This is a genomic window from Acinetobacter sp. SW-226, from assembly GCF_055632855.1.
On sequence record NZ_CM145752.1, the window covers coordinates 1,918,843 to 1,940,611 of the forward strand.

At 37.0% G+C, this 21,769-nt stretch carries 16 protein-coding genes and 1 pseudogene; 4 read left to right on the top strand and 13 right to left on the bottom strand.

From position 1 onward, the window contains the following. Window positions 1-216: 216 nt before the first annotated feature. The 13 genes and pseudogenes from ACZ8ZH_RS09180 to ACZ8ZH_RS09240 form a co-directional block, all read right to left on the bottom strand. Entirely contained in the window at window positions 217-450 is a 234-nt protein-coding gene (locus ACZ8ZH_RS09180; RefSeq protein WP_119064004.1) for a hypothetical protein, read from the bottom strand. Window positions 451-762: 312 nt separating this feature from the next. Then, window positions 763-1,694 (bottom strand): annotated as a pseudogene (locus tag ACZ8ZH_RS09185) (IS5 family transposase). 81 nt (window positions 1,695-1,775) lie between these two features. Further along, window positions 1,776-2,540 carry an OmpA family protein gene (locus ACZ8ZH_RS09190; protein ID WP_119064005.1) on the bottom strand — a complete coding sequence of 255 codons (765 nt, stop codon included), beginning with the start codon at window positions 2,538-2,540 and terminating at the stop codon, window positions 1,776-1,778. A 6-nt stretch (window positions 2,541-2,546) separates the two neighbouring features. Further along, window positions 2,547-3,503: a type VI secretion system-associated protein TagF gene (gene tagF / locus ACZ8ZH_RS09195; protein ID WP_119064006.1), complete on the bottom strand. Its 957-nt coding sequence runs from the start codon at window positions 3,501-3,503 to the stop codon at window positions 2,547-2,549. A 36-nt stretch (window positions 3,504-3,539) separates the two neighbouring features. Continuing rightward, window positions 3,540-7,361, bottom strand: a complete 3,822-nt coding sequence (gene tssM, locus ACZ8ZH_RS09200) for a type VI secretion system membrane subunit TssM (RefSeq protein ID WP_119064007.1) — start codon at window positions 7,359-7,361, stop codon at window positions 3,540-3,542. Between the two features lie 24 nt (window positions 7,362-7,385). Next, on the bottom strand, window positions 7,386-8,825 hold the full coding sequence (locus ACZ8ZH_RS09205; protein WP_086210612.1) for a BAR domain-containing protein: 1,440 nt from the start codon (window positions 8,823-8,825) through the stop codon (window positions 7,386-7,388). A 1-nt stretch (window position 8,826) separates the two neighbouring features. Continuing rightward, a complete protein-coding gene (gene tssG, locus ACZ8ZH_RS09210) occupies window positions 8,827-9,819 on the bottom strand; it encodes a type VI secretion system baseplate subunit TssG (RefSeq protein ID WP_086210613.1) in 993 nt (330 codons plus the stop codon). Continuing rightward, the gene (gene tssF / locus ACZ8ZH_RS09215; RefSeq protein ID WP_086210614.1) at window positions 9,783-11,591 is read right to left on the bottom strand and encodes a type VI secretion system baseplate subunit TssF; all 1,809 of its coding nucleotides are present in this window, start codon (window positions 11,589-11,591) and stop codon (window positions 9,783-9,785) included. Before tssF ends, tssG begins: the two co-directional genes overlap by 37 nt. Before the next feature lie 11 nt (window positions 11,592-11,602). Beyond that, window positions 11,603-12,079 carry a type VI secretion system baseplate subunit TssE gene (gene tssE / locus ACZ8ZH_RS09220; protein ID WP_086210615.1) on the bottom strand — a complete coding sequence of 159 codons (477 nt, stop codon included), beginning with the start codon at window positions 12,077-12,079 and terminating at the stop codon, window positions 11,603-11,605. Between the two features lie 68 nt (window positions 12,080-12,147). Next, a complete protein-coding gene (locus ACZ8ZH_RS09225) occupies window positions 12,148-12,651 on the bottom strand; it encodes an Hcp family type VI secretion system effector (RefSeq protein WP_086210616.1) in 504 nt (167 codons plus the stop codon). A 47-nt stretch (window positions 12,652-12,698) separates the two neighbouring features. Next, window positions 12,699-14,180: a type VI secretion system contractile sheath large subunit gene (gene tssC, locus ACZ8ZH_RS09230; protein WP_086210617.1), complete on the bottom strand. Its 1,482-nt coding sequence runs from the start codon at window positions 14,178-14,180 to the stop codon at window positions 12,699-12,701. Further along, window positions 14,173-14,676: a type VI secretion system contractile sheath small subunit gene (tssB, locus tag ACZ8ZH_RS09235; protein WP_086210618.1), complete on the bottom strand. Its 504-nt coding sequence runs from the start codon at window positions 14,674-14,676 to the stop codon at window positions 14,173-14,175. Before tssB ends, tssC begins: the two co-directional genes overlap by 8 nt. 36 nt (window positions 14,677-14,712) lie before the next feature. Further along, window positions 14,713-15,366: a hypothetical protein gene (locus tag ACZ8ZH_RS09240; RefSeq protein ID WP_086210619.1), complete on the bottom strand. Its 654-nt coding sequence runs from the start codon at window positions 15,364-15,366 to the stop codon at window positions 14,713-14,715. Between the two features lie 391 nt (window positions 15,367-15,757). On the opposite strand from ACZ8ZH_RS09240, the gene tssH reads away from it, so the two are divergent. The 4 genes from tssH to icmH are packed head-to-tail and all read left to right on the top strand — an operon-like array spanning window position 15,758 to window position 21,766. After that, on the top strand, window positions 15,758-18,427 hold the full coding sequence (gene tssH / locus ACZ8ZH_RS09245; protein ID WP_119064057.1) for a type VI secretion system ATPase TssH: 2,670 nt from the start codon (window positions 15,758-15,760) through the stop codon (window positions 18,425-18,427). 23 nt (window positions 18,428-18,450) lie between these two features. Then, the gene (tssA, locus tag ACZ8ZH_RS09250) at window positions 18,451-19,587 is read left to right on the top strand and encodes a type VI secretion system protein TssA (protein WP_110975483.1); all 1,137 of its coding nucleotides are present in this window, start codon (window positions 18,451-18,453) and stop codon (window positions 19,585-19,587) included. Window positions 19,588-19,592: 5 nt separating this feature from the next. Then, a complete protein-coding gene (gene tssK / locus ACZ8ZH_RS09255) occupies window positions 19,593-20,963 on the top strand; it encodes a type VI secretion system baseplate subunit TssK (protein WP_470247657.1) in 1,371 nt (456 codons plus the stop codon). A 5-nt stretch (window positions 20,964-20,968) separates the two neighbouring features. Then, a complete protein-coding gene (gene icmH, locus ACZ8ZH_RS09260) occupies window positions 20,969-21,766 on the top strand; it encodes a type IVB secretion system protein IcmH/DotU (protein WP_119064010.1) in 798 nt (265 codons plus the stop codon). The last annotated feature ends 3 nt before the right edge of the window (window positions 21,767-21,769 follow it).

The window sequence follows — 21,769 nt, forward strand, 5'->3', positions numbered from 1 at the left end:
TTTCCTCAATATAAATTTGTAGGAAGTCGGAATCTGAAATTTAAAAATTCTCTTAAGGAATTATTTTTTCCTATTGGGAATTTATATAGGATTTTTTTTTGATCGTCTATCTGTTTTTTATATTTTTATTTATATAAATCAAAACTTTATAGTTATTTTGAACGTAAAGAACCAGGGTAATGTTCACTTGATCATTACCCTGTTAGAGATGTGCCTTTAACATAAAACTTCGACTTTATGATATTGCTTGAGTTGAAGTAATGAAGTGAATGGATTCTCAGATTGGCATAAGTGGTTGAGCTGTTCATGGAATTGGTGCTCAAAAATATCATTACAATATATCGCCCACCCTTTGGTTAAATGCGTTTCGGTATTTTCTATATATAGTTCGCATGAGTTTTGTCCGATTAAACGGATATCCTTAATTTTAAATAAGCTGAATTCACCCATTTGAGTTACTCCACTAATCAATCTATTTAAACATTAGCAAGGAATATGCCAGTCTGTTATTTACATATATTTCAATACCATATATTAATTATTTATATTTAAATTCCTCACAGGAAATATTTATGCATTGGTTTTGTGCATTCAGCTACAGCTACGTTTAGTTTTGTTGCATTCTGCTAGCTTTCTTACAAAAAACTTAGCGCATATTCCTTCAGGCCCTTTAGGTGGAGATGTAGGTACTTAATGATTCTCCTATACAGGCTTTGTTGCACAAAGATTTATAATTTGAAGCACTCCCCAACTCACTCAAATTTAAGTTACAACTCGGGTATGAGGTCGGCCTAATTCCGTAAATTTATTCAGTACGGCTATACGGGCATGTATCTCATTGACTTGGCTCCCAAAGTTTCTTGAATATAGTCGATCGCCTAATAATTTAATGCAATGCATTTTGGTTTCGACCAAACTTCGCCGATGATAGCCTGACCATTTTTTCCATAGGTCCTGCCTAAATGTTTAACAGTAAGAAGTAATTCATTTCGCTCTTGCGAATGAACTTTTGTATCTTTCCAAGGCTTTGCATTTTTTCTGGGTGGAATAACTGCATTCACTTGCCGATCTGCAATGACCTGACGGCATTGTTTTGTGTCATAAGCCCCGTCTGTATAAACTGAATCAATCTGTTCATCCAACGGGATTTGTTCAAGTAAATCCCCAAGGACTTGTGAATCGCTCACATTGTTCGTAGTCAACTGTGCAGCCCGTATTTGCAGGGTTTTAGCATCTATACCAATGTGAAGTTTACGCCATTGACGACGATATTCAGGCTGATGTTTCCTACGTTTCCATTCACCTTCACCTAAAAACTTTAAGCCAGTAGAATCAACGAGTAGGTGTAATCCATCACGACTTTTTTGATAGCCAATTGCAAGATCAATATACCTTTGTCTTCTGCAAATGGTGGAATAATCTGGGGCTGTCCAATCTAATCCACAGAGTTTAATCAGGCTTTATACAAAGCCAGTGACCATGCGTAGGGAAAGACGAAATATGGATTTAATCATTAAGCAGCATTGGATAGCTGTATCGGAATAAGTCTGATTTCGACCATGTTTGCTTTTTGGTTGAGCGTACCATTGTGTTTTGGGATCAAACCAAATGGCAATATTCCCACGATTAATGAGAGCTTGGTTATATGTGGACCAATTGGTTGTACGGTAGATTTTAGGTGTAGGCTTATTCATTCGAAAATTATATTATGGAATAAGCCTTTAGAGATAGGTTTGTGCAACAAAGCCGTTCAAATGTAACTTTCAATACAAAATTTATATCACATCAAATTCAATTCGACGATTCTTCTTGCGCCCATCAGCCGTAGCATTATCAGCAACAGGTTTATTTGCTCCCATTCCTTCAACACTTAAACGCTCTTCAGCGATATGCTTGTTGAGCAAATAGTTTTTTACAGCAATAGCTCGCTCTTTACTTAAAGCTAGATTCTTTGTCGCATCACCAGAACTATCTGTATGCCCAACAATTCGGACTTTCTTTCCTCCAACCTTATTTAAAGCCAGTGCCATTTCATCTAAAATCTGTGTCCCACTTACTGCTAAAATGGCACTGCCAGATTCAAATTCGATAATTCGATTTTTAAGCGTATCATCAATAATTTGTTGTTCTGCCTGATTTACAGAAAATTGCGTATTTAAGCGATAAGGCGGTATGACTAAACCCTGAAATAAGTTTGTTATGGGCTGGATATCCGTTGAGTTCATTACTTTTCCATTGAGTTCCATCTGCGTACCACGTACGGACAATTTCCCTTGATGTACTTTTTTTAGCTCTGGAATCACCAAATTCGCTACAGACTCACTCCAACCCGATGGTGCATTTACAGCTTTAACTTGTATTTTATCAATAATTTGATCTGCACCATAAATGCTGTACATTTTAGCTAATATGGTTTGCTTACTGGCTTGATTGGGAACAATGCCTTCTACAATAACCGGCTCTGCCCAAACGTTGACACCGAAAAACAGTGTTAAACTGAATAGAATTTCCGTTGTTTTAATTTTATAATTTATTTTCATATCTCATTAATCTATAAATGTTTTTTTAAAAATTTTTACGCCTTGCATTAAGCTTAATTGCCTCTCACTTAATGCTTGTTCAAGGGTTGCCAAACCAGCATTTTGTTCTAAATAAGGGTCTATCCAATTTGCATTGACCAATGAAACCCAACGACCTGTATCCATTTTCTGTGTAAAAATTTCACTTAATGTCAGAATATCAGCACCTTGAAAACCAAATAGTAAGATTGGTTTTTCGTCATGAGAGATGCCTATCAAGAGCTCTGCATTTTGATTTTGAATAAAATAACTGATTAACTTGACCCAAAAAGCTGCAATTTCGTAGCAATAAGCAGCGTTATGAATAGGTAAAATCAAAACTTTGGTAAGGCGACTCGTCCCTTGCTGAATAACTGGTTGTAGCAACAAACCTAATCCAATCATACTTTGGGCAAACTCGTAACTACTAATTTTTAGTAATTGTGCAAATGAGTGGATTGTATGATGTTCATAAAATGCAGAGGCTTCAACATGATTAAAAACCTGAATTTCATTCTGTAATTTCGTCAACTTATCCAATAATATATTTTCATCGCGTAGTGACCGCATTACACGGTTTTTTTGAAACAAATCAATCAAAGTTTGTTTATAGCGGTATGGTGCATAAATAATATGCTGGAAACTATCATCAACCTCCAATAAATGGCTTAAGACCATTGGAAATTGGCGCCCTGAACTATCATGGCTTGCAATTAAATTTGCCACAAGAAAATGATTTTCTTGTGGGTTTGCAATGAAAAAGTCTAATGATGGTAATTTCTCATAAGCTTGAGCAAAGTTTTCCGATTGCATCGCATGTTCTAAAGCTTCCGTAATCCATTGGTCAATCACCTGAATTAAAGCATATTGTCCACGTGTTTTTAAGAAATCGCCATGTGCTGGGTATTTTCCATAATATAAAGACAATGTACGCAGTTCATCCATATCGGCACGCCTCCTTATCCCATGTCTTCCATAAAATCATGAACGTGGCTCCTGCAAATTTGTAGGAGCTTTTAAACTCACCGCTGTTGCTACAGGTGCTGTTTGTGCAGCCACCACACGAACGGATTTAGTTGAAACCACTTGATCAACTAATTGCATACCGTTATAGCTACGTTGCCCTCCTACTCCACCACTAGCATCCCCGCTGATTAAACGGAAGTTAACTTTTACAGCAAGTTCAGGATTTTGTTGATTTTTCCATATCATTTCATAGCTTCCTCCACGTTGCGTACGTTGTGCACTGTCAATTAAACGATTAATCCCGTACTCACCTGGAGCCTCAAAAATCGTATGGGTTTTTCCATCTAAATCAATAGCTGTAATACGTGCACCTGGAATTGCACCTGCATTTGGCCAAACAAAGTTCACCCACTGCTGAACCCCATTTTCATAGAGCATACGTTGTCCATCAATATCAATGGTATATGATAGAAGTTTAGTATTTTCAATTGGGTAAAATTGAAAATTAGATTGATTTTGGGCTACTGATGCAGATGAAGTTTGATTTAACTCTCCTGTGGCCATGCCACGACTTGGCGCAACATAAGTTTGAAAATTTACAACAAATTGTGGATTCAAACTGATACCTAGATCTTTCCAAGTCTTCGATGTCAAAGTATATCCACGACGAATGACCAACGGATCAAGTGTCTCTTTTACATAACGTGCAATACTGCCATTCTCCCCGAGAACTTGACTGATCTCACTGCTGGTGGCTTGTAAAGTTGCAGAAGAGTTAAACGGATATTTCTTACTCAAACCACTATTAAATGGTTGATATACCTGCATTTGCCAAAGTTTATTCATCTCATCTTGTGCTGGAGTAATTAAACTCTCAAATGACTGTGTAAGGGGTGACATAAGTAGCTTTTGTAGTATTTTTTGATCTGGCTCAGACAACCCAACAGACATTTTTTCATCTACCAGTTTTTGCGTTGTATTGAATACTGAATTTTGCTCATTAATGGTAGATTTAACCAAGCTTATTGTAGCTGGCCCAACGTCACCAGAGCTTTTTAGATCATTGAATTTGCTACGAACTTGTGCCAAAGACTGCATATATTCATCAAGCAAAGATTTATTTTGTTGATCATCACGTTTACGGACCAACTGATAAAACATTTGAAACTCTTTGGAAATAGACCCTTGAGCTTGATTTAAGATAGTTGCATTAAGTTTTGCATCATCACGTCTTAAGACTTTACGTTTAAACCAAGCAACAAATCCAGTCTGTGGTGCTGCAAGTTCAGCCATTACAACAGGATTATCCCAACTAGTCTCTGTCGCAACTCGATCAAACACGCTGCGAATTGGTGAGTTTTCTGGTTCACCTAAAACTTGGATAAAATTCGTTTGTTGAGCATAATCACTTGCTTTCGCATAATGTATGCCCGTCAGAAATTTTCTCCACTCCGCAATATATTCCTTTTTATATAAGTCAGTTAGCTGTTTTCTGATTTGATCTGGGCTACCGCTAAAGCTTAAATCGTCAGATTGCGTGCTATTTAGCACCCAATCTTTGGTGTCTGTTGGGCGCTTGGCAACTTCATCAATAGCTTGTTCGATATATTCAGACCATGCGGCATGTGTAAACATGCCTGGTAGTGCATAACTACCTAAAATTGTATTTTGATTCGTCTCACCCAACATCTGTTTTATGGTCAATGCAGGATAACGAACTGCTGCGCGCATTTTGAGTTCATTATAAACACGATCTCGTGCAGGCATGCCTCGTACTACAGACAACAAGGCTTGACGTGCTTGATCCACCACCAGACTATCTGAGCTTAGGACTGGAAACTTAGGATCATTTGTTAAAGTCATGCTATATGACAGCACTTGCTCAGCTTTTTGAATCATTTCACCGCGTGGCATTTGTCCACGATTATTGTCTAACCACGACCGCCAAAAGCGAGTCACTTGGTCACTTAAATGACTGGCATCCATATATTGAGCATTACCCATCATCAAATAGGCTTTTAATGCATTGTATGCATCTTGTGGATTCGTATCACTCGGCTCTAAATATTGCTGTGTTTTTGAAACAGGTGTTAGCTTTACATTGCTATGATTGGTTCGCAATTGCTCTTCATTGGCTTTAACACGTTGTAAATATTGAGTAATATTTTGCTGCGTTGGAACCAATATAATTTGTTGAACACCTTTTAAGTATTCAGTTTTAAGCTTCTCATGCAGCTCATCTCCTTGATATAAACCAAAAGCAAACTTTAGTGGTCGATCTTGCTCAAATTGATCGAGTTGTTGCATACGTTCTTGTAAAATTAACAGTGCGTTAAGCTGTGTGGACAACTCTTGACCTGACTGTTTTTCAAGTAACACAACCTTTTCTAAGTCAGCCTGTACATCGGTAATCAGTTGTTGATTATTACGATAAGACCAAACCCATAGACTTAAAATAAGAGCCACACCAAATAAAGCGGTAACGAATGCAATATACCGTTGACGTTTACGCGTTGGGTTGATGTGTTGCTTAACTAAGTTTTTGTCTTTTAAAATAACGTCTGAAAATAGACCTTTTAAAAAATAACCATGATTTTGTGAAATTGAACGTGTTGGAATACCGCTGTCATTACCCAAACCTTTCTGTAATAAAAAGTCTTGTGCAATTTGTTCAGTCATTGGGCTTTCGATGATACCTTCTTGTAGCGCACTCGTGAAATAAAAACCACGAAAAACAGGCTTAAATTGATAAGGATTATCTTCGAAAAGTGTACCAATAAACGTTTTCAATGCAGGCTTTAAGCTCTTAAACTCCAAAGGAAAAGTCATTACGCTTGGCGAGATATTCTGAGCGTGTCGACGGCTAAGATGTGTGGTACTCACCCCTTTCAAACCGTCGTATAAAATTGAATAATGTTTCTCAAATAACTCAACCGCATGGTTTGATGCATCTGTGCTATAAGGTAACGTTGCGCCCCAAACCTGGTCAAACTCGTTCACTTCATAGCATTCAAAAAACTCTGTAAAACCAGCAATCAAATCCATTTTCGAAAAAACCAGATAAACTGGAGAGAAAACCTCTAAACGTTCAGTTAGATCTTGAATACGTGCACGTAAATTTTTCGCAAGTTTAATTGATTTTTCAGGGCTATTACTGACTAACTCAGCAATACTCACAATCACAATCAAACCGTTAATAGGTGCCTTGGAACGATTCTTTTTTAGAATATTTAATAAACCTAACCACTCAAAATGGTCATCCGCATAAATGGAGTAACGCCCTGCGGTGTCCAATAAGACTCCTTCTGTTGAAAGAAACCAATCACACTGGCGTGTTCCACTTAAACCGGCAGAAACTGATCTTTGATGTGTCTCTTCAAAAGGAAATTTTAGACCCGAGTTATAAATGGCTGAGCTTTTTCCAGCAGCGGGATTACCAATCACCATATACCATGGCAATTCATATAAGGCTGCATTGCCTTTCTTATCGCCTAGTTTAGATTTCCGAATCAATTGGATAGACTCTTTCATTTGTTGTTGAATCAAATGAAGCTCATCGTTGTTTTTCTGCTTTCCATATTCAGCTTTCGTATCATGGGCAATGGCGTCAGCAAGCACCTCACCTTGTGCAGCGTGTCGACGACGCATAATCAATAAATACACACCCCAAATCACAAGCCCTAATACATAACAGATCATTAAAGCCCAAAAAACTTTGGCGGGAATCGTGTTATACATTGCAAATAACGCAACAAAACAAGATAAAGCGATAATGGCCTTAGGATTCGTCACATACTGCCAAACATAACCTAATACGTTGTAAAATAAAGAATTCACGTTACTCTCTTATTCTTTTTTAATTTAAATGGATTGTGCTAATTTTTCATTCATGTCTTCATATGCTTGTATAAAGCAATGCGTTGAAGATTGATCTACGCTATAGATCATTGTCATAAGTTCATCTGGCAAATGCATACCCAGCATAAAACCGAATATTTTCGCCAAATGCTGCGTATCACCAAGACTTTGTTTTGTATAAATAAAATGGTGTGGCTCAATATGGCTTTGACTAAAAGCATGATTGACCTTTTTTATGGTTGGAATATTTGTCATATCATCCAATATCAACACAAAAGGCTGAACGGGCTTCAATTGCTCTAAGCTCAGCATGTGCTCAGTTGGAAGTTGGTCTAAGATATTGTCCACATTTAAACCAATATTCAGTTTTTTTTGTGGTGTAGTCTCTAATAGTTGTAAAAAAGATGCAGCCAAACACCAACTCGATGCATATTCTGAAGGTAAGTAACGATCCGTCAGCCATGTTTTTTCATCTAGCAACTCTTGATCAATTTCAGAGTCAACATTAAGAATCAATGAAATTTCTTCTAGTTGCTTAGACACTTGTGCCAACAACAACACCCAGTCTTTATAGGCAGTTTCCTGACTCAAATAATGATGTTCAATTTGAATTTGTGCAGTGATGATCCCTAAAGACCTTAAATAATGCTCCACAATTTCAAAACTTTGTGTTTCATTCCAAAAATGTAAAACCGACTCAGATAACAAAATATGGATATGAATACGATTCAGTTTCGTTACACTTTTAATGCTTTCCTGATCGTCTTGTACATCAGATGCATATTCACTATTCGGATCAATCCAAGCGGGATGCATTCGATATTCATAAGCTAATTCGCTATCATAAAATAACGCAGATTGTTTTAAGTGCTGCGCAATTTGCCACAATGTTTCAGCATGCTGTTCAAGTTGATGCTCAATCAATGCTTGAATACGCTGGTGACGAGGGTGCTCTATCTCAAATTCATCTTCTTCATCTGCATTTGTAATGACATTGTCTAGCGCTTGTATACGATAGGACAACATTGGAAGCCCATAATTATTCTGTAATTGAGTATCTAACTCAGGGCTTTTAAACTTTTGCAGTTCATCAATAATTGTTTCATTTTCTCCCAAAGCACTATAAGCAGCTGAAGAATAAATATTAAGTTGGATCCATTCGATATCAACAGGTTTTGCTTGTTTTTCTACAGCTTCTATCTGTTGACTTTGTGCCAATTCATCTTGCTTTCGTTGCTCTTTACGTTGTTGTTGTGCTTTCCATACTCTGTAGATAGCCCAAGGCAACCATAAAATCACACTGATCAATAAGGGAAGTAAAAGCAAATGACGAACTAAATCAATTGCACTTGGGTCATAACCAGTATCACGCCAATAAAAAACAACAACACCACACACCAGTAACAATGAGCTCACAAGTGTTGCAATAAAAAGTTTAAGCATGTCACATTCCCATCAGTGCATAACAGGTTTCAGCGTTGTGATCTTTCTGTTTAGGCATTAAAAAAGCACCTTGGGATAAGCCCATAGTGGTTGTTGAATTCAGATGTAACGGTTGAATATCGTTTTTATTTAGAATGAGCCTTAAATCAACCGCGAGTGTTGGGCTCAACCAAGTAGACAAAATCCGTTTAATTTTTTCGCCATTTTCTTTTTTCGGTAAAAACGTTAAATATTCGCTATAAGAAACTGGGCCGACCACTATCTCTATCTTTTCGTCAATTTGACGTATCGTTTCACCACAAAAAGTATTCATTCCCAAAAGGTTTCCATTTCCTCCAAGCACTGTTCTCTGATCAACAGACAGAGTAAATTTTTCTTCGATGAACTCAAAAACCTTGATATTTTGTTTAAGCACAGCACTCAACATGATCTTCAAAGCATGTACTGTATTATTTTGCCCCTGCATTAAACCTGCAAATTCAGCAAAATAATCATCTAAATCTGGTTGATGGTGCTGTGAGCGAATATATCCATTCAGAGCGTGCAAAATATCTAAATAATGGTTCTCTGCTTCAATTTCATAGCGCACAGGTAAATGATAAGCCAAGCATGCATCGACATATTGGGTCGTCAACTTATGATTGAACAAACCTAAAAAATGAATAGTCTCCTCGCGTTGGATACGGGGACTGTGTCTAATTTTCTGGGTATAGCTATAGGGTAAGCTTCCATGAATACCTGTTAGCCCGACCATTAAATTGGTTAAATGAATTTTCTCCTCATCAAGACTTAAACTTTCAATCTCTGTATCGGGAAAATTAAGATTTAAAGAACTATGAAATCTAAATGGCTTGGCCCAATCTCCCTTGATTTCCTTGTTTGAATCTGCTGTCTGCCGTAATAATCGTGTTGCTTGAATAAACTCAAAGGCACGCGGTTGTTCAATCAAGGCCCCAATTACAGAAGTGTCTTGCCACCAACGTTCTGCACGCATTGGTATAACTCCTGTTGTGTATAAGCATCGGATATAACAACATCAACAAAACTGTTCATGTGTACTTTTAAATTGAAAACATGTGCTAAAAGCTGGCTAAAAATGAATAAGCTATGCCCCCGGAAAACCTTTGAATCAATCGCTAGTTTTACTTTTAAACCACGGACAAATAATGGAAAAGGTTTTGCCTCTACCATTTTTTGAGTAAGAGAAAAATCAACCATTTGAATTGAATTAATAATCAGTTGATTTTCTTTTGATTTGGGTAAATTATAGAGTTCAAGTAATTCCTTAATATGACTTAAGGTCTCTCCTTTCATTAAGGACAAAGTATTTAATGAAAGATGTGAAATAATTCTCCATTGTTCTTTTTTATTTTTTTCAAAAACATAGGGTTTATTGGGTCTTTTTAGAACCACCGCTCGCCGTGCAAGACTACTGTCATTCAAACTCAGAATACTATTAGTCTGACTTAACGCTTCATGGGGTAAGTCACGATTGGAACACAGTAATTGTGTACTAATGAAGTCTGATTTAGTGCTTTCTGGCGAAAGCTGCTTTGAGATAATACTATATACTGTTTCTGTGTATTTATTATGCAAATGGGCTGAATTTAAACTATAAAAAAATTGAGTATCTGGATCTTGATAATGACTCATTGCAAAAAAAGGATAAATATCAAATGCTGTTTGTTCTTGATTTGATTTTTCACGGATCATCTGCATTCTAGTAATACTATATGTTTGATAATACTCAGGATGATGTGCATCTGTAATTAAAGGGTATTCTAATTGCTTATGATTTATTTTCTGTGGTTCTGCTTGTTTCCTAAATAAATTCACTGCTGGAGTAACATATAATTTAAAGTTTGCAATATTTAATTCTGAGTAATTTTTGATATTCACTTGATCATTTAAATTAAGTTTTAGGTGAATTAAAATTTCAAAATAATGCTGACCTTTATCTAGATGTTTTAAAAAATCTAACTTCATATTTAGAAAGCTAAACTTTTCGGGGAAGCAAAAATACTCCATCAATAACCGATAAGCATGATGTGTATGCTGATCTAATGGCAGTAAGCTTTCATCTTCTGAGAAACCTTGAGTACAAAAAGGATTTTTAATATCAATCAGATGATGACCGTATTTCAATGAAAACCCAGTATTTGATTGAAACACTGCATCCAAAACCTGGAGTGGAAAATTAGATATAGCATCCAGATAAATAGGTAAGCATTCTTTTTCTAAAATGCGCTGAGATTGATTAAAAAGATTAAAACCTAAAGTAAGGGTAGCGTTTTGATTTAAGTGCATATGTGCACTGGGATGCGTTTTAAAACTGAGTTGACACAACTCAAGTGGTAATAGTTTTAACTCTTGGGTGGTATTAAATTCGCACTGCACTCCTTTAAAACTGCGTGACTTAATCGTGGTATTCTTAGGAACAACATGTGCTTCTGTTAATTGTTTACACTTATTTAAATCTTCCAAACTAAGTATAGTACATGCAGGAAAAGGCTTTAAATATTGTGGAAACATCACCTCAAACAGCGATCGCGTAAAGACGTCATAACTGTCTACAAGTTTTTTATCAATTCTAGCTGCAATTAAAGAAAAAGACTGAATTAAGCGCTCAATATGCGGATCATCAATTTGTTCTTGGTTTAAAGACAACCGTTGAGCAATTTTAGGATATTTTTGTGCAAATTCGCGTGATTGCTGTCCAAATTCTTGTAATTGTTTTTCATAGTAAGGTAATAACTCTTCAATCACAAATCACCCAATTAAGATCGTGCAGAAATAACATATTGTTGTGTTGTTGGTTTGAGTAAGGCATCGAAAATAACAGGCTCATACAATGGATGAATATTTAAATAAGCTTGAATACTCAAACATAAAGCTCCCATATTCTGCCCATCAAATAACATTTCGACTTTAACCTGTTTTAGTCTTGGCTCATGTGCGGTAATAGAACATGCGATAGACTGACATATTTTATCTCGGTCTAAGGGGTTAGCCGTCGAAAGCCCAACAAAATCAATGATCCCAAACTGTAAAATGGATTTTTTTACTAAGGGAAAGGCATCAATAACTGAGCCGAAGTTTGCCATACGACTATTAAGTAATTCTTCTAAATCATACGCGACAGACTCGCGCAACTCTTGAAGAGACATCCCCTGCCGATCCTGCTCACTTGTAGGCAACAATCGGTCAAATAGTGTTTTTCTAAAACCATATGGATAAAGTTGATCTAGGTTCATATTGACTAGAATTTTCCTACATGAAAAATAAGGGCTAATATAAGTTAGCCCTTATTTTTGAAGCATATTTATGCAGCGTACGATGCGGTATTATTTGACAGTGACCATTTTTTGGTCACTGCACCTTTTTGCGTACCATTAATATCTTGCTGGTTATACGTCCATTCCACTGCGGCATATTTCAAACCGAAGCTCTCAATTGGTACACCTTCTTCACTCACTGTTGGTGTAACACTTGAAACCAACACATGCTTTAACTTGATTTGCAGATATTTAATACGTTTATCACCATTCGCTCGATAAAAATCAATCTGAACTTCGTCAAAGGTATATCCCGCTGAACATGCTTCCCATAGCTTTGGGCTGGTTGCATCTAAATCTTTCACAAAAATCATGTCAGAGTGTTCTACACGCTCAGCTGTATGGCCACCTACACTTGAGGATGTTGCGGACTTCGGCTGGCGAATGTTATGTGACCAAGAATTTACCTCCAACCAGCCTTTATGTTCAGCATCGCGTGATTCACCATCGACTTTGTACTTACCACGAAATTGTACGTATATATCTTTCATTTTTAATATTTTCCTATTTTAAAGTTATTATGTGTTGGCATTCAAAATTAATTTGAGGACTGAGGTAATTCAGTAACAAGTCGCAGTGATACTGACAACTCGTCCAACTGGAAATGTGGTCTTAAGAAAACCACAGATTTGTAGTGCCCTGGCTGTGCAGGATTCTCTACAACTTTGACAGAGGCTTCACGAAGTGGATATTGCGCTTTCGCTTCTTGTGAAGCGCCGTCATCAAGTAAGATATATTGGGCTAACCATTCATTTAAAAATGCTTCGACATTTCCAGCAGATGCGAAGCTACCGACTTTATCTCGCATCATGGCTTTTAAATAATGTGCAATACGTGACACTGCCATAATGTATTGAATTTGACTTGATAAAGCTGAGTTTGCGTTCGCAGAATCGCTATCATACTTTTTAGGTTTCTGCGTCGACTGTGCGCCAAAAAATGCTGCGTAATCTGTATTTTTGCAATGGACAAGCGGAATGAAGCCCAGATCACTGAGTTCTTTTTCGCGACGGTCTGTAATTGCAATCTCAGTTGGACATTTAAAGACAACCTCACCATCATTGGTCTTAAACGTGTGGACAGGTAAGCCCTCTACTAAACCGCCACCTTCTACACCACGAATCGCTGCACACCAACCATGCATATCAAAAGCATTGGTTAAACGGGTTGCAAATGCATAAGCAGCATTCATCCATAAATAGTCATGATGATTTTGTCCAGTCACTTCTTCGACAAAATTAAAGCCTTCGGTCGCAGTACCTTCTTTAGGGTGATATGGCAAACGGCCTAGTACTCGTGGCATGGTCAATGCCACATATCGCGCATCATCACTTTCACGGAATGAGCGCCATTGCACATATTCAGCCGTCTCGAAGATTTTTGAAACCTCTCGAGGGCGGTCTATATCTGTAAAAGATTCTAGGCCTAAAATGCTTGAATCTGCTGCAGAGATAAATGGTGCATGTGCTGCTGCTGCAACATGCGAAATTTGTTCAAGCAAATACATATCTGAAGGCGTGCGGTCAAACTCAAAATCACCAACTAATGTGGCATATGGCGCTCCACCAAATGAACCATACTCTTCTTCATATATTTTTTTGAACAGTGTGCTTTGATCAAAATCTGTTGCACCTTGAAAATCCTTAATTAGCTCTTTTTTTGTAGTATTCAACATCCGAATTTTAATAAGCGGATTAGATGGCGTTTCCTGACAAAAATAATATAAACCACGCCATGTCGATTCAATTTTTTGAAATTGTTCATCGTGCATGATTCTGCTGAGTTGAGTCGAAATGAGCGCATCAATTTCTGCAATACGTTTATCAATAGATAAGGTCATATTTTCTGAAACAGTAATTGTTCCAGCCATCACTTCTTTAGCTAATTCACCAATTAGACTTTTAGCACGATCATGTTCTTCTTCATTACGCGCTATACGACTTCTTTCAACGATTGAGTCTAATAACGTAAATTCTTCTGTAGTGTCTTGAGCTACTGCTGTAGATTGAAAATTATTCATTCTCTGCCTCCACACTCATTTTGCGCACTTGGTCAGTATTTTGTAAAACTTGATCTAACAAATCTTCTAAACGTTCATTGTTTGAAATTTTATTTCGTAAATCCGTCAAACGCTCACGTGCTTCTACCAACTTTCGTAATGGATCGACCTGTTGAACCACGTTTTCAGGACGAAAATCCTCCATAGATTTAAAAGTCAGATCGACTGACATTCGACCACCGTCATCAGTTAAAGTATTTTCAACTTGATAAGTTGCTCGAGGCAATAATGACTCCATAACTTCATCAATGTTTTCTAAATCAACATTAATGAATTTTTTATCTTTAAGCTTGGTTTTTTCTAGTTCAGAGGCTGCTGAAAAATCTCCCAAAACACCCACAACGAAAGGTAATTCCTTAATTTCTTTACCATCCCCCACTTCAACATCGTATGTTAATTGGACACGCGGTGGTCGAATGCGCTGTAGCTTTTTTTGTACACTTTCACGTTTAGCCATGTAAAAATCCTGTTCGTTATTCTTTCGATTTAAGTTTTAAAGTGCATTAAATGGGTTTGCGTTCGATTTATTTAAAGATTCAACTGATTGTATTTTTTCAACTTTTTTTGTTTTTACTTGCTGAGTAGTTACCTTTTTTGTTGTTTTTTTAGAACTAGTAACAGCAAGCTTGCGTGTTGTTTTTTTGGAGGTCTTCAGCACAACTGCTTTTGCGTCACTGGTGTCTGGTGCTGGTAGAGAATTTTGTATGCTCTGTGACAAGTTTTTAGCAGGCGGATAGGTTAAGTCTGCTGATAAATAACGCATTTCTTCTTGACGCATATAGTCTAATGCCGCATTTGCAATCGCAATACCCGCTAAAAACCGCGTATCTGTAAGTGAAGAGTGCTGTATATTTTGAGCATTTAATGTTTCAACCAATTGTAACGCTTTATAATTTTTCCCAAGCTCTTGATAGCGTTTTGCCGCCTGGACTGAGAGCTGATTTTTTAAGACATCATCTTTTTTATTTTTCTTATCACAAAGCTGCATATATAAATGCAGTAAATTCTGATCAGTTTCTCCACTGACCAGTGGATATGCCTTAATACACTTATTGCTTAGCTGAATCACACCTTCTGTGTCTGCAAAAGCAAGTGATGTCGCAGCCAATAGAATGGATGTAGATAAAATAAAATAGTAACTTTTCAAAATTTGCCTCAAACTTATTATGAATAAAAAATTAAAATTATTATGGGTATAACTTCAAATTAATATTTAGCGACCTAAACTCTCGCTTTTTTATTGGTTATTTAATACGCTGAGATTTAACAAAAACATCCCACCTAAAGTCAAGAAATAAATGTTCCGAACAAAAGAATTTTGATCTTTTTATGTTATTTTTTTGTAATTTTATATCTTTTTTATCTAAAAATGATTTGTGTATTCTTAGGTCATATATATAAAATAGCAAAAAATAGTATTTTAAATTAAATATAAAACACTAATTTATAAAAAAATTTAGCTTTAACCAAAAAAACAAATTGCTATTGGCACATGATTGCTTGTTAAAGCCTTGCTATAAACCATGACTGAGTTATATATGAATAACCTTAAAATTCTAATTAAGAAGCTATCTAATCACGCACGTATTGGGTTAGAAAAATCAGCAAATAGTTGTATTAATCAACAAAATTATGAAATTGAAATTGAACATTTCTTTCTGGAATTATTGTCACAATCAGAAACGAATGACCTTCTTTTATTACTGGAAAAATATAATATTTCTCACTCAGATTTAGTTATTGATTTACAGCTCAGCCTTTCACACTTACCCAAGGGCAATGTTCGGACACCAATTTTTGCCCAATCTATAGTTCGTTTATTAGAACAGGCATGGTTACTTGCATCTGCTGAACAAAATTCCATCATTAGAACTGGGCATTTATTGATTGCACTACTAACTGCGCCTGATTTGTACCAAATCGCATCACGTGCCTCAAGTCTTTTTGAACTATTTCCAATTGATACAATGAAGCATAAGTTTATAGACCTATGCACTAACAGTAGTGAACAAGATTGCTATCAGCAAACAGTCTTAACACCAACTGACGTTCCAATACTTCCCACTTTAAACAAGACATTAGCGCTGGATCAATACACCATTAATTTGACTGACAAAGCCAAAAATGGGCGAATTGATCCAGTCATTGGGCGTGAATTTGAAATCTGTTTAATGCTTGATATTTTGATGCGCCGACGTCAAAACAACCCCATACTGACAGGTGAACCAGGTGTAGGAAAAACAGCAGTTGTCGAAGGTCTTGCACTCAAAATTGTCAACAACCAAGTCCCTGACGCTTTAAAAAATGTACAACTTCATATTCTCGATATGGGGCTATTACAGGCTGGTGCGAGTGTTAAAGGAGAATTTGAAAATCGTTTAAAGCAGGTGATTGAAGAAGTTCAAAGTTCGAGCCATCCTATTATTTTATTTATAGATGAAGCACATACCTTAATTGGTGCAGGTGGACAAGCAGGACAAAATGATGCTGCTAATTTATTAAAACCTGCATTGGCACGTGGTGAGTTACGTACCATTGCAGCCACGACTTGGGCTGAATATAAACAATATTTTGAAAAAGATGCGGCTCTTAGCCGACGCTTCCAAGTCATTAAAGTTGAAGAGCCAACAGAAGAAGTGGCTATTGATATGTTACGTGCCATGCTTCCCGTGATGACCAAACATTTTAATCTCAATATAGATGATGAAGCAGTCATCGCTGCAGTAAATTCTTCACATCGTTATATCAGTGGTCGTCAACTTCCTGATAAAGCCATTAGTGTACTCGACACGGCTGCTGCTCGTGTTGCGCTCACCCAAAATGCGCAGCCTGTAAAGTTAGATCAACAACTGGCTCAACAACATAATCTAAAACTTGAATACAAAATTTTGGAGAATGAGCACCAGAATCTGCCAATTCATCATGAACGCTTACAAGATTTAAAGCACAAACTAACACTGCTAGATACAGAGATTAATTTGACACAAAAGCAATGGCACAAAGAGCGTTCACTCGTTGAAAAAATTAAACTACGACAAAAAGATTTAAATCATCAAAATGTTCAAAAAGAAATTGCAACATTACGTGAAGAATTAGCTGAAATACAAGGTCAAAGTCCATTGGTCTTTGAACGTGTAAATGCGCAAATGATTACTGAAATTATTTCAGATTGGACAGGTATTCCTGTCGGCAATATGTTGAATGATGAAATCCAACAGATTTTAACATTAGAGGATAAGCTTTCAGCCCGCGTCATGGGACAACACTATGCCCTTCATCAACTGGTTCAGGGTATTAAAACATCTAAAGCAAAACTGGATGATCCGAACAAACCGCAAGGTGTATTCATGCTTGTTGGTCCAAGTGGTGTAGGTAAAACTGAGACTGCTCTTGCTTTAGCCAATGAACTTTATGGTGGAGAATCACATCTTATTACGATTAATATGTCTGAATATCAAGAAGCACATACTGTTTCCTCTTTGAAAGGTGCTCCTCCTGGTTATGTTGGTTATGGACAAGGCGGTATATTAACAGAGGCTGTTCGGCGGAATCCCTATAGTGTTGTCCTGCTCGATGAAATAGAAAAAGCGCACAATGATGTTCAAGAATTATTCTATCAAGTCTTTGATAAAGGGACACTGGAAGATGGTGAAGGCCGACTTATTGACTTCAAAAATACCACGATCCTTTTAACATCAAATGTCGGTTCAACTGCAATTATGCAAGCTTGCATCAATCAACCTGTTGATACATGGCCAAGCGCAGAAAACTTAATTGAACATCTAAAGCCAAGTCTATATAAACAATTTAAGCCTGCATTTTTAGGACGCATGCGGATCGTTCCGTATTTACCTTTACATGATGATTTATTAGTTGAAATTATTCATCATAAAATCAGTAAAATAACAGCTCGTCTTAAAAAACAGTATCAAACCAAAGTTCACTATACAGACGACTTAGTCGAGTTGCTATTGAGCCGCTGTACGGAAGTCGATAGCGGTGCGCGTAATATAGATCACATTTTAAATGCTACGGTATTGCCTGCTTTAGCAACTGAAATTTTAATAGCATTAGCGGAAAATAATGTGCCTAAAGTGATTTATATCAATGCTAAAGATGATGAAATCACCTACCGTTTAGATCCAATTGAAAAAACAAAAGTTCCCAAAAAACGTCAGCCGAATAAAAAACAAGTAGATCAAGCCTAACCCAATTTATAGAGTATCGAATTATGAGCTTAGAACTTGAGTCTTTACTGTCTCCTATTTCAAGCGACTATCCTTGTGGACAAGATCTATCTTTTTCCAATGAGTTTCATGCCATTAAAATTGCAAAAACTCAAGATGATCCACTACTCGATCAAGGAGATTGGGTTGCTGAACCCAAACAAGCAGATTGGCATTTTGTACATCAAAAATCTATTGAGCTTTTAACTGAAAAATCAAAAGACATTCGTTTACTGGGCTGGTTACTTGAAGCTTGCTCCCACTTGTATGGATTTGAAGGCATAACCAAAGCACTTGAGCTAATGCATCGGACACTGAGCAACTATTGGACACAGTTACATCCTGAAATGGAAGAAGATGATTTAGATCAACGTTTAGGTTTATTACAAGGTTCAATCAATCAATTGGTTGCCTTGATTAAACGCGTTCCAATCACACATTCTCCTCAGTTTTCACTGGGTGACTACGAAGCGATGCTGAGACAAAAAAATCAGCAATTAAAACAAATCGAAAATTACGAGGAAAATCATACTGTCCAATCTCAGGGGATTGAACAGTTCGAGCACAGTTTATTTAATACATCAAAATCATTTCAATATCAAAACTATCAACACTTTTCAGCACTTCTAGCCGAATGGTCTCAACTCAAAAGTGTGTTAGATCGCCTCATGGGACTCGATGCCCCTAGCTTTGCAGCTATTGATACGCAGCTTGAAAATGTCCATATCAGTTTAAAGAAACTCTATAAAACTGATGTTTTTGTGCAAACACATGCCATCAATACATCGACAGAATCAGCAACACCAGCAATGATAAGTAGCCAAAGACTTTCATTGATGCAACAAGAAGAACAAATCAGCTTAGAGAATACATCACCAATGCCTCAAAATTTTAAGGTGCAACCGCAAAATCACCTCGTAAATCGTGAACAAGCAATGCGTGTATTGCAAGATATCTCAGACTATTTCCAAGCTAATGAACCACATAGTCCCGTAAGTTACATGTTGCAGAAAACTATAAAGTGGAATCAGATGCCACTTCACGAGTGGCTAAATCAAGTCATTAAAAATGAAAATCCACTCCTTAACATCCAAGAACTTTTGGGTGTACAACCACAATCTAATGAATCTGATAACTGGTAATCTTCATGTTTAAAGCAGAAAAAATACTTTGGGGCGAAGGTCTCTTCTTACGTCCTCAACATTTTCAATTGCAAGATGCTTATCATGAGCAACGCTTGAATCATACGATTCGCTCGACCATTCCATTTGCCTATGGCATTCAAAGAGTACAATTTGACGAAGCTCAGTTACAAACGCATGTCTTGGCGCTCGAAAGCATTCAGGTGATTTGGCAAGATGGAGAAATTTATCAGGCGCCTATGCGTGATCTATTACCATCGCCCATTTTATTAGATGAGCTCAACCTGCGTGGCGAAGTTCTAGTCTATTTAGCACTTCCAATTGTGCAAGCCAACAAGAGGAACTTAACCAGCGAAAATAGTACGCAACTGGGTCGTTATCATTCTTATTTGACTTCGACTCATGACTTATTTACAGATGCCAGCGAAGCCGATATCACATTATTACACCGCCGTGCCGAGTTCAGATTATTAGATTCTAATATTGAGCCTAATCAAGAACTTGATGGATTTTTATATCTAGCCTTAGCAAAGATTAAACGTCAAAGCTCTGGGCAATTTGAGTTTGATCGCCATTTTATTCCCCCAATTTTGCACATTGAGTCGTCTGAGAATCTCATTTCAAGTCTAAAACGTACTTTAAATGTCATTAAAGCGAAAATTAAGACCATTCAAAGTAATAATCGTGAAAATGAGCAGAAACTGATTGAGTTCCGCTCTGGTGATATTGTGTCATTTTGGTTGGTCAATGCACTGAATACAGCACATGCAACATTAAATCATTTATTACAATACCCACATATCCACCCAGAACGACTTTATTTTGTGTTATTGCGCTTAACAGGTTCTTTACTCACGTTCTCGACTGCACATGATGTGGAACATTTACCACGTTATCAACATCTTCATTTACAAGAAAGCTTTTCTGAGATTGATATCATTTTACGTGACTTATTGGATACCATTATTTCAAACCGTTACATCAGTATTCTACTGAAAGAAACCCGACCATCTTATTGGTTAGGTCGTTTAGAGTCAGACAAAATTACACGTGATTCAAGGCTGTACTTAGCTGTTTCAAGCAGTATGATGCAAACCCACGAACTGGTTCAATTGGTTCCTTTACGTTTCAAAGTGGGCAATACAATAGACGTTGAACAACGTGTAGTTGCTGCACTTCCAGCCGTACCGTTACAACATTTAGTACAAGTGCCAACAGCGATTCCTGTCCGGTCTGGCGTGAGTTACTTTGAAATCGAACCGAATAATGACTTATACCAACGTATGTTAGATGCCGAGTCGATTTGTATTTATATTCCAGCGGGGTTTCAAGATATTGCTGTTGAATTGATTGTGGTTATGAATGGCCAAGGATAATAATAATGAATAATGCCCCTTCACTTTTTGATGATGGACAAATTGGAACTGGTTTAGTTTCACCACCTATAGCCGCAAAAACTGCCAGTACCTCGAACTTAGTCGATTTATTGCATGATGGTTTTTATATCGTTTTTTTATTAAAAAACCAATATATCCCTAGCAGTGTCACGGAATTTCGTGAAAAAGTTATTGCATTGCTCGATCGCTTTGAAAACCAAGCACGAAAATTACAGTTTTCTGCAGACGATATTCTAGACGCTAAATATGCCTACTGTGCATTATTAGATGAAACCATTGTGACTCAGCAAGATACACAGTTTTTTGAGCTTCAAAATAGCTGGCTCATTAGCCCCCTACAACTGAGTTTATTTGGGTCACAACTTGCAGGTTATCGTTTTTTCGAAATATTAGAGGAACTACGTCGTAAAGGACATGGTCGATTAGGTGCTCTAGAAGTTTATCATTACTGCATGCTGTTGGGTTTTCACGGTAAATATCGTATTGAGTCTATAGAAAATTTAAATCATCTGGTAGCACGTGTGGGGGATGAAATTGACTATTTAAAAGGGAAAAAGGCTGCCTTTTCTCCCTTTGCCTCTCTGCCCGATCAAATAAAACACATGATTCACCGCGAACTACCGTTCTATTGGATTTTACTGTTCTTGGTAATGTTTGCATTGTTAGCCTTTGGTGGCTTGTACTACATGTTGTCTAAGCAAAATACGAGTTCTTTAGCTAAATATGAAAATGTCATTTCAGCACCTACTGAACAAGCATATATCACAATCCATTTGCCCTAAGAA